Source organism: Microbacterium helvum (genome assembly GCF_014779795.1).
Lineage (GTDB): Bacteria > Actinomycetota > Actinomycetes > Actinomycetales > Microbacteriaceae > Microbacterium > Microbacterium helvum.
The window spans coordinates 304862-317107 of the sequence record NZ_JACXZS010000003.1; the positions used below are offsets into that span (position 1 = coordinate 304862).

General features: G+C 71.0%; 13 protein-coding genes. 12 read left to right on the forward strand and 1 reads right to left on the reverse strand.

From position 1 onward, the window contains the following. Positions 1-42: 42 nt before the first annotated feature. The 9 genes from folP to lysS all read left to right on the forward strand — a co-directional run bounded on the left by folP (position 43) and on the right by lysS (position 8122). On the forward strand, positions 43-876 hold the full coding sequence (folP, locus tag IF188_RS06645) for a dihydropteroate synthase (RefSeq protein ID WP_191171068.1): 834 nt from the start codon (positions 43-45) through the stop codon (positions 874-876). Then, entirely contained in the window at positions 849-1232 is a 384-nt protein-coding gene (folB, locus tag IF188_RS06650) for a dihydroneopterin aldolase (RefSeq protein ID WP_191170996.1), read from the forward strand. The genes folP and folB overlap by 28 nt, the downstream gene beginning before the upstream one ends. After that, positions 1229-1783: a 2-amino-4-hydroxy-6-hydroxymethyldihydropteridine diphosphokinase gene (folK, locus tag IF188_RS06655; RefSeq protein WP_191170997.1), complete on the forward strand. Its 555-nt coding sequence runs from the start codon at positions 1229-1231 to the stop codon at positions 1781-1783. Before folB ends, folK begins: the two co-directional genes overlap by 4 nt. Continuing rightward, entirely contained in the window at positions 1780-2274 is a 495-nt protein-coding gene (locus IF188_RS06660) for a DUF3180 domain-containing protein (RefSeq protein WP_191170998.1), read from the forward strand. The genes folK and IF188_RS06660 overlap by 4 nt, the downstream gene beginning before the upstream one ends. Further along, positions 2219-2848, forward strand: coding sequence for a PH domain-containing protein (locus IF188_RS06665; protein WP_224751530.1), 630 nt, complete (start codon positions 2219-2221; stop codon positions 2846-2848). The genes IF188_RS06660 and IF188_RS06665 overlap by 56 nt, the downstream gene beginning before the upstream one ends. Then, the gene (locus IF188_RS06670) at positions 2845-4644 is read left to right on the forward strand and encodes a PH domain-containing protein (protein WP_191170999.1); all 1800 of its coding nucleotides are present in this window, start codon (positions 2845-2847) and stop codon (positions 4642-4644) included. Before IF188_RS06665 ends, IF188_RS06670 begins: the two co-directional genes overlap by 4 nt. Then, positions 4641-5354, forward strand: a complete 714-nt coding sequence (locus tag IF188_RS06675) for a Rossmann-like and DUF2520 domain-containing protein (protein WP_191171000.1) — start codon at positions 4641-4643, stop codon at positions 5352-5354. Before IF188_RS06670 ends, IF188_RS06675 begins: the two co-directional genes overlap by 4 nt. Then, positions 5351-6196 (forward strand): 4-phosphopantoate--beta-alanine ligase, encoded by an 846-nt coding sequence (locus IF188_RS06680; RefSeq protein ID WP_191171001.1) that lies wholly within the window; start codon positions 5351-5353, stop codon positions 6194-6196. Before IF188_RS06675 ends, IF188_RS06680 begins: the two co-directional genes overlap by 4 nt. Positions 6197-6607: 411 nt before the next feature. Next, on the forward strand, positions 6608-8122 hold the full coding sequence (lysS, locus tag IF188_RS06685; protein ID WP_191171002.1) for a lysine--tRNA ligase: 1515 nt from the start codon (positions 6608-6610) through the stop codon (positions 8120-8122). 26 nt (positions 8123-8148) lie between these two features. Here lysS and IF188_RS06690 read toward each other — a convergent pair whose 3' ends face one another. Further along, entirely contained in the window at positions 8149-9378 is a 1230-nt protein-coding gene (locus tag IF188_RS06690; protein WP_191171003.1) for a DUF4192 family protein, read from the reverse strand. A gap of 122 nt (positions 9379-9500) precedes the next feature. On the opposite strand from IF188_RS06690, the gene IF188_RS06695 reads away from it, so the two are divergent. The 3 genes from IF188_RS06695 (at position 9501) to IF188_RS06705 (ending at position 12130) form a co-directional block, all read left to right on the forward strand. Further along, complete coding sequence (locus IF188_RS06695; RefSeq protein ID WP_191171004.1) at positions 9501-9695, forward strand: hypothetical protein; 195 nt, start codon at positions 9501-9503, stop codon at positions 9693-9695. A 95-nt stretch (positions 9696-9790) separates the two neighbouring features. Next, positions 9791-11257 (forward strand): cardiolipin synthase, encoded by a 1467-nt coding sequence (cls, locus tag IF188_RS06700; RefSeq protein ID WP_191171005.1) that lies wholly within the window; start codon positions 9791-9793, stop codon positions 11255-11257. A gap of 126 nt (positions 11258-11383) precedes the next feature. After that, the gene (locus tag IF188_RS06705; RefSeq protein WP_191171006.1) at positions 11384-12130 is read left to right on the forward strand and encodes a hypothetical protein; all 747 of its coding nucleotides are present in this window, start codon (positions 11384-11386) and stop codon (positions 12128-12130) included. Positions 12131-12246 lie beyond the last annotated feature (116 nt).

Sequence of the window (12246 nt, forward strand, 5' to 3'; positions counted from 1 at the left end):
CGAGACGAAACGCCTCGGATGCACGAGCGACCCGGGGCGCCGATGACGCTCATCATGGGGATCGTGAACGTCACGCCCGACTCGTTCAGCGACGGCGGACGCTACGTCGATCCCGACGACGCCGTCGCGCACGGGCTGCTGCTGCGCGCGCAGGGAGCGGACGTCCTCGACGTGGGCGGCGAGTCGACCCGGCCCGGCGCCGATCGCGTCGATCCCCGCGTCGAGCAGGAGCGCGTCCTGCCGGTCGTGCAGGCGCTCGCCGAGGCCGGCATCCCGGTGAGCATCGACACCATGAACGCGTCGACCGCGGTGCTGGCCGTCGAGGCCGGTGCGCGGATCGTCAACGACGTCTCGGGCGGCCTCGCCGACCCCGACATGCTCGCCGCGATCGCGCCCACCGCGGCCGATGTCGCGATCGGGCACTGGCGCGGACACTCGACCGACATGTACGCCCGCGCCGAGTATGGCGACGTCGTCGGCGAGGTGATCGCCGAACTGCGCGAACGGGTCGAGGTGGCGGCATCCCTCGGCATCGCGCCGTCGCGCGTGATCCTCGACCCCGGTGTCGGCTTCGGCAAGCGCGGCGACCAGAACTGGGCCGTGCTGCGCGGGCTCGACCGCCTCGTCGGACCGGGTTCGCGGGTGCTGGTCGGCACGAGCCGCAAGCGGTTCCTCGCCGAGGCCCTCGACGACGAGCCCGCCGAGGTCGACGAGGCGCGCCGAGACGTCGCGACCGCGGTGACCAGCGTGCTGGCGGCGCAGGCCGGCGCGTGGGCGGTGCGCGTGCACGATGTCGCAGGTACGCGCGATGCTCTCACAGTGGCGCGCAGCTGGGAGGAGGGAGCCGCATGGGTCCGCTCGACGAGATCACGCTGACCGGCGTCCGGGCGTTCGGCCATCACGGCGTGTTCGCCGATGAGCGTCGTGACGGCCAGGAGTTCGTCGTCGATGTCAGCCTGTACGTCGACACGGCGGCGGCTGCGGCATCCGACGACGTCGCCGACACCGTGCACTACGGCGAGGTCGCGGAGCGCGTCGTGGAGCTCGTCGGACGCGATCCTCTGAACCTCATCGAGGGCGTGGCCGCGCGCATCGCCGACGATCTGCTGCAGCACCGCCTGGTGCACGTCGCCAGGGTCACGATCCACAAGCCGCACGCACCCATCACAGTGCCGTTCTCGGACGTGTCGGTCACGATCACACGCCGCAGGCTCGACGGGGCCGACGCGTGAACCGCCGGCTCGCACAGGGCTTCGACGGCGACGTCGAGCGCGACCCCCGGGCTCAGGTCGAGGCGGTCGTGGCGCTCGGCGCGAACCTCGGCGACCGTGCCGAGACGATGGCCGCCGCGATCACCGACTTGGCACGCCTCCCGCTGGTGGATGCGGTGCGCGCATCCGAGCCGGTCGAGTCCGTCGCGCTCAAGCCCGAGGGGAGGGATGCCGCGGCCCCCGCGTACCTGAACGCCGTGGCGGTGCTCACCACGCGCCTCGCGCCCTCGGTGCTGCTCGCGTACCTGCACGCGATCGAGCGCAGGCACGGTCGCGTGCGCGGCGCCGAGCGCTCGGCGCTGGAGGCCGGGTGGGAGGACCGCACGCTCGACCTCGACCTCATCGCCTACGGCGATGTCGTGAGCGACGACCCCCGCCTGCTGCTGCCGCACCCGCGTGCCGCGGAGCGCGACTTCGTGCTCGGGCCGTGGCTGGCTGTCGATCCCGACGCGGTGCTGCCCGGCGTGGGGCGCGTCGACGAGGCACTGCGCAGGCTGCAGGGGGAGCGATGAAGCGCACCGGTGCGGGCGTGCTCATCGTCGCGGCGGTCCTGGGTCTCGCCGCGGGTTTCCTCGTCGACCAGGTGCTGACCTCGGCCGGCCGCTCGACGTTCACGCCGGCCGTCACGCTGCCGATCCTGCTGGTGCTGCTCGGCGCGGTCGTGATCGCGCTCGCGGTCCCCATCCGGCGGGCCACGCGCGGCACCTCGAAGGCGGCCGTCAACCCGTTCCGTGCGCTGCGGATCGCGATGCTCGCGAAGGCCTCCAGCATCGTCGGGGCAGCTATCGGCGGACTGGGCGGGGGACTGTGGATCTTCCTCGCGACGCGGCCTGTCACGCCGTCGATAGGCTCGTGGGGAACGGTGATCGCGACGACCGTGTGCGGCGCCGTGCTGGTGGCCGCCGGACTCGTCGCGGAGCACCTGTGCACCATCCGGAAGGACGACGATGACGAACAGCCCGGAGATGATTCCGGACTCGAGCCGCGACTCAGGGACCACTGACACGCCTGGCGCGCCCAGCGGTGCCGCGGTGGGCGGTGGGGCGGCTGCGCCCGCGGAATCGTTCGACCGGATCGCAGAGCCGACGTCCGAGAACCGTCTCGTGCTCGAGGGCGGGGTGTGGCACCAGATCTCGCCCAAGTACGTGACCGTGCAGCTCATCTCGCACGGGTCGTTCCTCGCGATCGTGATCGCGGCGACGCTCGTGCTCACGCTGCTGCTGCATGTCGGCTGGTGGGCGTGGGCGGTCGGCGGCGTGCTTGCGGTGATCCAGGTGTGGACGCTCGCGATCCTGCCGAGGCAGGCGCGCTCGATCGGGTACCGGCTGCGCGAGGACGACCTCGTGTTCCGCCGCGGCATCCTGTGGCAGCGGTTCGTCGCCGTGCCGTACGGCCGCATGCAGCTCATCGACATCACCCACGGTCCGCTCGACCGCGGGTTCGGCATCGCGCAGCTCAAGTTCGTGACCGCCGCGGCGGCGACCGGCGTCGTGATCCCGGGGCTCGCCCAGTCGACGGCCGAGACTCTGCGCGATCACCTCATCGAGGTCGCCGAGAGCCGGCGCACGGGTCTATGACCACGGTTCCCGACTCCGCCGGCGGGCCCGCCGCGCCGCCGCCGCAGCTGGTGCGCTCGCCGCTCAGCGACGGCGAATGGCACCGGCTCCACCCGCTCACGCCCCTGCTGCGCGGCGGTCTGTTCCTGCTCGTCGTGATCGGCATCGTGTTCTCGAACCTGCGCGACCGGCTGCTCTACATCTTCCTGCCGTGGCTGGCGCCCGGCGTCGGCGACGAGGTCGTCGAGTGGGAGGAGATGGGCGGAGACCCGGTCGACTTCGTCATCGCGAACAACCTGTACGTGCTGGCCGCAGTGGCGGTGCTGGCCGTGCTGATCATCCTGGTGGCGGTGTTCTACACGTCCTGGCGGTTCCACACGTTCCGCATCACCGAGGACGACGTCGAGGTGCGCAGCGGCATCCTGTTCCGCACGCAGCGGCGGGCGCCGCTGGACCGTGTGCAGGGGGTGAACCTCACGCGCCCGATGATCGCCCGGCTGCTCGGCATGGCCAAGCTCGAGGTCGTCGGTGCCGGCATGTCGGCGAACGTCAAGCTCGAGTACCTCTCGACCGCGAACGCCGAGGCGGTGCGCGCCGACATCCTGCGTCTCGCCTCGGGTCGCCGGCTGGCTGATGAGGCTGCCCCGGTCGGCGCGCGTCCGGCGAGCCGCACCGCCGCGTTGGGGCTCACCGTCAGTCGCGAGCTCACCGGCATCCTCGAGGGGCCTGAGGCGCCCGTCGCCGAACCCGAGTCGGTCGTGCACATCCCGCTCGGCCGGCTCGTGGCATCCCACGTCCTCAGCATGTCGACGGTGGGTCTGCTCTTCGCGATCGTCGCGATCGTCGTCGGCGTCACGCAGGGAGTCACGTGGCTGCTGTTCGGCTTCGTGCCCGCGATCATCGGCTTCGGCGCGTACTGGGTCCGCTCGATCTTCAAGTCGCTGCGGTACTCGATCGCGCCGACGCCCGACGGGGTGCGCATCACGTACGGGCTCACGACGACGATCACCGAGATCCTCCCGCCGGGGCGCGTGCACGCCGTCGAGGTCACGCAGCCGATCCTGTGGCGCCCGGCAGGGTGGTGGACGATCCGCATCAACCGGCTCACCGGGCGCAGTGCATCCGACGGCAGCAACGACGACTTCACGACGGTGCTGCCCGTCGGCACGGTGGTCGACGTCGAGCGGGTGCTGCGGCTCGTTCAGCCGGCGATGACCGACGACGAGCGGGCGCTCGTGGTCGAGCAGGGCATGTTCGGCCCGCGGGAGGGCGACACGTTCGTCAACACACCGCGTCGCGCGTGGTGGATCCGGCCGCTGTCGTACCGGCGCAACGGCTTCCTGCTGACCGAGGACGAGCTGCTCATGCGGCGCGGCGTGGTGTGGCGCAAGATCGTGGTCCTGCCGCTGGCGCGGCTGCAGAGCTTCGGCCTGTACCAGGGCCCCCTCGATCGCCTCACGCGCGTGACCAACGGGCGCGCGCACGTCGTGCAAGGCCCGGTCACGCCTTTCCTCGCGGCGATCGACCGCGACGTCGCCTTGCAGCTGTTCGATGATGTGGCACGTGCATCGGTGCGGGCGGCGCAGTCCGACCGCACGCACCGCTGGGCGCAGGACGAGATGGATGCCGGCGTCCCGGCGCCCCCGGCGGCCTCGGTGCTCGCGCCCGTGCCCACGCCCCCGGCGTCGGCCGGCGCGCCCGCGGAGCCGCGCGTGCCGGAATCGAGTGCGACCGAGCTGCGTGTGCCGGAGGCGGGCGCCGCGGATCTGCCGGATGCGCCGACGCGACCGGCCGATCGTGAGGAGGACGGCGCATGACCCGTGACGGGCGTCTGGGCGTCGGCGTCATCGGCGCCGGCCGCGTGGGACCGGTGATCGGGGCGGCGCTCGCCGGCGCCGGCCACGCGCTGGTGGGCGTCACCGCCGGGTCGGATCCGGAGCGCGTCGAGGCGATCCTTCCGGGGGTCCCCGTGCTCGATGCCACCGAGGTCGCGCGTCGCAGCGAGCTCGTGATCGTCGCGGTGCCGCATGACCAGCTCGAGGGTCTGGTGGCCGGTCTCGCGGAGGTGGGCGCCTGGCAGCCGGGCCAGCTCGTCCTGCACACCGACCCGGCGTGGGGGACCGGCATCCTCGCTCCCGCCGTCGCGAAAGGGGCGATCCCGCTCGCCGTGCACCCTGCGATCGAGTTCAGCGGCACCTCGATGGACTTCCGTGCGCTCGCGAGCGCGTACGCGGCAGTCACCGCACCCGGACCGGTGCTGCCGATCGCGCAGGCGCTGGCGGTAGAGCTCGGCTGCGAGCCCGTCGTCGTGGACGAGTCCGCCCGCCCCGCATACGCCGAGGCGATCGCGACCGCACGCGACTTCTCGCGGTCGATCGTGCGGCAGGCGACCGCGCTGCTCGCCGAGGCCGGCGTTCCGCACCCTGGTGCGTACCTGTCGCAGCTGGCGCACACGACGATCGACCACGCGCTGAGCGAGGCCGGGTCGGGGCCGGCGGGCGATCCCGCCGCTACGATCCAAGGATGATCAGCACCGTCGACGCTCTGAAGACGCGGCTCGCCGAGGTGCGCGCCGGCGCACCAGATGCCCGGGTCGCACTCATCTCGACGATCGGCTCGCTGCACGACGGTCACATCGACCTCGTGCACCGGGCGCGCGAGGTCGCCGACATCGTGGTGGTGTCGCTGTTCGTCAACCGGCTGCGGTTCGGGTCGCCCGCCGAGTACGAGGCGTATCCGCGCACGCCGGACGACGACGAGCGGCTGCTGCAGTCGCTCGGCGTCGACGTGGTGTTCGCTCCTCGCGCGGACGAGCTCCTGCCCGACGGCGCCGCGACGACGAAGGTCGGCGCGGGCGACCTCGGCCTGCGGTACGAGGGCAGGTCGCGGCCCTACTACTTCGACGGTCTGCTGACCGTCGAGGCGAAGCTGCTCAACCTGGTGCGTCCCGATGTCGCCGTGTACGGCGAGCGGGACCGGCAGCGCGTGTTCCTCGTGCGTCGCATGATCCGCGACCTCTTCTTCGATGTCGAGGTCGCCACCGTGCAGACCGTGCGCCGCGACGACGGCCTGCCGGTCTCGACCCGCGTCGGCATGCTCGACGACCGGGACCTCGCCGCGGCGGTGCTGCTGCCCGCGGCGCTGGACGCCGCCGCGGCCAACGCCGATCGCGGGATCGATGCGTGCATCGCCGCTGCGCAGTCGACGCTCATGGGCGAGCCGCGCATCCGCCTGGAGTACCTGAGCGTCGTCGACCCGCAGACGTTCCTGCCCGCGGACGAGGGCTCCCAGGGGCCCGCTCTGGCGCTGATCGCGGCGACCGTCGCGGGCCACCGATTCGTCGACAACGCCGAGATCTACCTCGGCTGAGCACCGCCGAGCGGGAAGGACACCTGTCGTCCCCGCTCGGCGCCCTCCGGGCGGAGCACGCCGTCGTGTCCGCACGGAGTGCTGGCGATCACGAACCCTTGCGGGTGCGCACCGTGCTCTCTTCGACCTTCGCCCGCTTCTGCTCGCGCTTCTCTTTGAGCGACATCTGAGCGGGCTTCTTCGCCTGCTGCTTCGACATGGTGTCCTCGCTTCCCCTGTGATAGTTGGCGGGTCCGGCCGACCATAGCCCAGTTCGCGAGGGAAGTCACTTCGCCTCGGTCGCCGTCCGAGCGGAACGCTCACCACCGCTGCGCCGCGGGCGCCGACGGACTCAGCGAGCCCCGGGACGGCCCTCGGTAGAATCGACGGGTCCGCGCTCTGCGGACGACACCCCACTGAGGAGCCCACCCCGTGACCGACACGCCGCCGCCCGTCGAGCCGACCGAAGAAGACGTCTTCGAGCAGAAGGCCGTGCGGCTGGCCAAGCGCGAGCGTCTGATCGCCGAGCGGACGGATGCCGCGGGTGGGGCGTACCCGGTGAGCCTGCCGATCACCGACACGATCCCGGCGCTGCGCGAGCGCTTCGGCGATCTGGAGGCCGGCGCCGAGACGGGCGTCGTCGCGGGGGTCGCGGGTCGTGTGGTGTTCAGCCGCAACACCGGCAAGCTGTGCTTCGCATCGCTGCAGGCCGGCGACGGCAGCCGAATCCAGGCGATGGTCTCGCTCGCCGCCGTCGGCGAGGAGTCGCTGCAGCAGTGGAAGGAGCTCGTCGACCTGGGCGACCACGTGTTCGTCTCGGGCGAGGTCGTCTCCAGCCGTCGCGGCGAGCTGTCGGTCATGGTGTCGGACTGGCGTATCGCGTCGAAGGCCGTTCTGCCGCTGCCGAACCTGCACTCCGAGCTCAGCGAAGAGAGCCGGGTGCGCAGCCGCTTCCTCGATCTCATCGTCCGTGACCGCGCCCGAGAGACGGTGATCGCGCGCGCCAAGGTGAACGCGAGCCTGCGTGAGACGTTCTCCTCGCACGAGTTCATCGAGGTCGAGACCCCCATGCTGCAGGTGCAGCACGGCGGCGCCTCGGCGCGCCCGTTCATCACGCACTCGAACGCCTTCGACGCCGATCTGTACCTGCGCATCGCGCCGGAGCTGTTCCTCAAGCGCGCCGTCGTCGGTGGCATCGACCGGGTCTTCGAGATCAACCGCAACTTCCGCAACGAGGGCGCGGACTCCACGCACAGCCCCGAATTCGCGATGCTCGAGGCCTACCAGGCGTACAGCGACTACAACGGCATCGCCGACCTCACCCAGGAGCTGATCCAGAACGCGGCGATCGCCGTGTCGGGTTCGACGACGGTGGTGTGGGCCGACGGCACCGAGTACGACCTGGGCGGCCAGTGGGACCGGCTGTCGATGTACGGCTCGCTGTCCGAGGCCGCAGGGCGCGAGATCACACCGGAGACTCCCTTCGAAGATCTCGTCGCGCTCGCCGAGTCCGAGGGGGTCGAACTGCCCCCGCACGCCATCCACGGCAAGCTCGTCGAGGAGCTGTGGGAGCACTTCGTGAAGCCCGGGCTCGTGCGCCCGACGTTCGTCATGGACTTCCCGCTCGACACGAGCCCGCTGGTGCGTGAGCACCGCTCGATCCCCGGCGTCGTCGAGAAGTGGGACCTCTACGTGCGCGGTTTCGAGCTCGCCACGGGCTACTCCGAGCTCGTCGATCCGGTGATCCAGCGCGAGCGCTTCGTCGAGCAGGCCAAGCTCGCCGCGCGCGGCGATCTGGAGGCCATGCGCATCGACGAGGAGTTCCTGCGCGCGCTCGAGCACGGCATGCCTCCGACGGGCGGCATGGGCATGGGCATCGACCGCCTGCTGATGGCGGTCACCGGCCTCGGCATCCGCGAGACGATCCTCTTCCCGCTCGTCAAGTAGCCCCTTCCCAGGGCGATAGCGGACTCTCACCGCCGGAACGCCCAGTCCGGCAGGTGCCCCGCGCGCACGAACGAGAGCACGATCTGCGCCAGGCCGTGGTCGGGATCGATGTCGCACGCGCGCTGGGCGTACTCGCCGGCATGCGTCGAGCGGCCGAGCGCCCACGCCAGCCACGCGCACATCGCGAGCGGTCCGGGCAGCGCATCGCGCGGAGTGCACCCCGCGACTGTGCGGACGAGCTTCAGCGCGGCGTCCAGACGCGCGGGTGACGGCTGCTCGCCGTCACCCCACATGCGCATCGCGAGGTGCGGCGGGTACTCCTCGCCGGACTCCCACCGCAGCTGCGCGGCGAGTGCCTCATCGCCCTGGGCGAGATTGCCGCTCCACTGCACGAGGGCGATGTCGCGCAGCGACGGCCGTTCCAAGCACCAGACGAGTGCCGCCCGGTCGTAGGCGTCGAGGTCCTCGGGATCCCCGCGGAGCACGGCTTCGAACAGTTCGGGCAGATCGTCGAGGCGGGATGCCGCGGCGAGCGCGCGCGGGTCGACCCGGTCTGCGTCGGGGGATGCCGCCTCCGCGGCGATCCCGCTGACCGGCGCGGGCACCGGTCCGAGGTCGTCGGTCGGCGCGTGCGCCGGAGCCGGCGGATCCGCGGTGGCGGCGGCATCCACTTCTGGAGTGTCGGGCCCGCACAGCTGGGTGAGCGCGCGGCGCAGCTCGTGCAGTGCACGACCGACGAGCTCGCGCCGGCCCGGTTCGGGCTCGGGCAGCGCGGCGCCTGAGGCCTGGTCGCCCACGGGCAGCGGCAGCGCGGCGAGGTCCGCGTCCTCGCGGTCGAGCTCGTCGAGTCCACGGCCGCCGGCGGGGCTCTCCGGATCGAGGGCCGAGCCCCACGCATCCCGGGCCACGCACAGCAGGTCGGCGAGCCGCAGCCCGCACGCGTCGGCGCGGAGCGCGAGGGCGTCGAGCAGGTCGCGGTGCGGCATCCCCTCATCGGCGAAGCCGAGGTCGGTGTAGACGACCGCGGCGATCGCATCGGCCCCGGCCACGCGGCAGACCATGCCGATGACGGTCGACGCGACCCGATCCACCGCTTCCGCGTCGTCGGGCGGAAGATCGAACCGCATCGCACCGAGGCTGCGCGTGCCGCCGAACGGGATCACCACGAGGCTGCGGGTGGGCTGGAAGCCCAGCAGCCTCGGGACGAAGGAGAGGAACTGCGCGGCATCCGCGGCTTTCACGATCGTGGGGGTCATGGCGCACGACTCTCGTGGCCGGGGGGACCTGCGCGTAACCCCTGTGGATGGATCACGGCCGCGCGGAGCCGTCGGCGGCCCCTGGGGAGGAGGCGATACCCGCACGGCGTATCCTTGAAGGCATGGACTTCTGGACTGCGGCGCTGTGGACGCTTCTGCCGACCGTCCTGGTCTCGCTGATCTTCTTCTTCGTGCTGCGCAGCATCGTCCGCGCCGACCGCACCGAGCGGCGCGTGTACGCGAAGGTCGACGCGGAGGAGCGCGCCAAGCGGGGTCTGCCGCCCCGGGCCGCGGCATCCGGTCCCTCCGACAGCTGAGGCGGCGCGTCGTCGCCGCAATCCGGGCGTGTCGGCCGACCCCGCTACAGTGGGGCACACGTCAGCTCTGATCAGCGCTTGAGAGGCACTGCCCGATGATCACCGTCACGATCGACTCGACGTGGTGGGTGCTGACGATCCTCGTCATCGACATCATCATCCGCGTCACGGCCGTCATCGTGGTGCCGCGCAACCGCCGTCCCACCGCGGCGATGGCCTGGCTGCTGGCGATCTACTTCATCCCGATCATCGGGGTGTTCCTGTTCCTGCTCATCGGCAACCCGCGGCTGCCGCGCAAGCGGCGTCGCAAGCAGGAGCGCATCAACGACTACATCCACGACACGAGCGCATCCCTCGACTTCGGCACGCTCCGCCCGCACGCCCCGGCATGGTTCACCTCCCTGGTCACCCTCAACCGCAACCTGGGCGCGATGCCGCTGGCGGGCGACAACGCGGCGCACCTGATCCCCGACTACCAAGAGAGCCTGGACGTGATGGCCGACGCCATCCGCAAGGCACGGCGCTTCGTGCACGTCGAGTTCTACATCCTGCAGAGCGACGCCTCGACCGACAACTTCTTCCGTGCGCTCGAAGAGGTCGCGGCCCGCGGCGTGACGGTGCGCGTGCTGCTCGATCACTGGGCGAACCGCGGCAAGCCGTTCTACCGCAAGACGCTCCGGCGCCTCACCGCGATGGGGGCGCAGTGGCATCTCATGCTTCCGGTGCAGCCGTTCAAGGGCAAGTATCAGCGACCCGATCTGCGCAATCACCGCAAGCTGCTCGTGGTCGACGGGCTCGTCGGGTTCACCGGCTCGCAGAACGTGACGGCACCGACGTACAACCTCAAGAAGAACATCAAGCGGGGCCTGAACTGGGTCGACCTCATGGCGCGCATCGAGGGGCCGGTCGTGGCATCCATCAACGCGGTCTTCTTGAGCGACTGGTATTCCGAGACCGACGAGGTGCTCACCGAGCAGATCGACCTGTTCGACGTCACCGCCGGACCGGGCGACCTGGACTGCCAGATCGTGCCGTCCGGCCCGGGGTTCGAGTTCCAGAACAACCTCAAGCTGTTCGCGGGGCTGCTGTACGCCGCACAGCGCCAGATCATCGTCGTCAGTCCCTATTTCGTCCCCGATGAGGCGATGCTCCTCGCGATCACGACGGCCTGCCAGCGCGGCATCCACGTCGAACTGTTCGTGTCGGAGGAAGGGGATCAGGCGATCGTCTATCACGCGCAGCGCAGCTACTACGAAGCGCTGCTGCGCGCCGGCGTGAAGATCTGGATGTACAAGAAGCCGTACATCCTGCACACGAAGAGCCTGACGATCGACGACGAGGTCGCGATCATCGGATCGAGCAACATGGACATGCGCTCGTTCGGTCTCAACATGGAGATCTCGATGCTCGTGCGCGGCGAGGAGTTCGTCCAAGAGATGCGCGGCGTCGAAGACATGTACCGCTCACTGTCACGCGAACTCACGCTCGACGAGTGGGAGAAGCAGCCGCTCCGCTCGACCGTGCTCGACAACCTCGCGCGCCTCACGTCGGCGCTGCAGTGAGGCCTCCTCACGGCCGATCGTGACCGGCACGTTATCGAGGTACTGAGATTCCGGGCGCGATTGCGACACGATAGGGGTGACGGACGCCGTGGGGGAATAGCGTCCGCGGAATCCGAGGAGGCTCGCATGCCCACCCGCTCACGTTCTCTCGTCGCCGGTCTCGGTCTGGCACTGCTCGCCGCGGGCCTGCTGACCGCCTGCGCGACCCCGGCCGGCTCCGGATCGACGCCGACCCCGACGTCGACATCGCCCTCCGCCGCAGGCTCGGACGACCAGGCCGAAGAGATCGAAGCCGACGTCGCCTGGCTCGACGGAGGCCGCATGATCGGCGTGGTCACGCAGGGTTCGTCCACCTGCATCCCGGTCGCCGGCGATGTCGCCTACACGAACGGCGTGCTCGAGGTCGAACTGCTCGATCCGCCCGAGGCGACGGCCTGCACGATGGACCTCGTGCCGCGCGTCACGACCGTCGCGGTGCCGCCCGACGTCGACCCCACCCAGGAGCTCGAGATCCGCTTCACCGGCGACTACACCGGTGACGCGGATGTCGACGGCGTCCCCGGGCTCACCGGCGGCGGCCAGACCGACTATCTGCCGAGCGCCGGCTGGACCGGTGAGGACGGTCAGTTCGTCATCCTCACCTGGGGTTCGTCCTCGTGCGTTCCCGTCATCTCGGACGTCGCTCTCTCATCGCCGAGTGAGGTCGCCGTGACCTTCGCGGACCCGCCCGCCGATCAGGTGTGCACCGCCGACATGGCGCCGCGCGCGGTCGTCGCCCAGGTCGACGGCGTCGATGACGACTCCGAGGTCACCGCCGTCCTCACCGGAGACACCTTCGAGGGCGTGCGCGTCCCCATCATCGGCCACGACTGACACAGCGGATCCGGGATGCCGGGCGCCCGGCATCCCGGAACCCGCGCGCTGTCGCGCCCCGCGCTGTCGCGCCCCGCGCTGTCGCGCCCCGCGCTGTCGCGCCCCGCGCTGTCGCG

What these genes read in the sequence shown, in the direction of transcription:
- IF188_RS06660 (WP_191170998.1), top strand. Translation starts at nt 1,780, where the DNA reads ATGAAGCGCACCGGTGCGGGCGTGCTCATCGTCGCGGCGGTCCTGGGT.
- folP (WP_191171068.1), top strand. Translation starts at nt 43, where the DNA reads ATGACGCTCATCATGGGGATCGTGAACGTCACGCCCGACTCGTTCAGC.
- IF188_RS06690 (WP_191171003.1), bottom strand. Translation starts at nt 9,378, where the DNA reads ATGACCCCCACGATCGTGAAAGCCGCGGATGCCGCGCAGTTCCTCTCC.
- IF188_RS06680 (WP_191171001.1), top strand. Translation starts at nt 5,351, where the DNA reads ATGATCAGCACCGTCGACGCTCTGAAGACGCGGCTCGCCGAGGTGCGC.
- folB (WP_191170996.1), top strand. Translation starts at nt 849, where the DNA reads ATGGGTCCGCTCGACGAGATCACGCTGACCGGCGTCCGGGCGTTCGGC.
- IF188_RS06705 (WP_191171006.1), top strand. Translation starts at nt 11,384, where the DNA reads ATGCCCACCCGCTCACGTTCTCTCGTCGCCGGTCTCGGTCTGGCACTG.
- cls (WP_191171005.1), top strand. Translation starts at nt 9,791, where the DNA reads ATGATCACCGTCACGATCGACTCGACGTGGTGGGTGCTGACGATCCTC.
- IF188_RS06665 (WP_224751530.1), top strand. Translation starts at nt 2,219, where the DNA reads ATGACGAACAGCCCGGAGATGATTCCGGACTCGAGCCGCGACTCAGGG.
- IF188_RS06695 (WP_191171004.1), top strand. Translation starts at nt 9,501, where the DNA reads ATGGACTTCTGGACTGCGGCGCTGTGGACGCTTCTGCCGACCGTCCTG.
- IF188_RS06675 (WP_191171000.1), top strand. Translation starts at nt 4,641, where the DNA reads ATGACCCGTGACGGGCGTCTGGGCGTCGGCGTCATCGGCGCCGGCCGC.
- IF188_RS06670 (WP_191170999.1), top strand. Translation starts at nt 2,845, where the DNA reads ATGACCACGGTTCCCGACTCCGCCGGCGGGCCCGCCGCGCCGCCGCCG.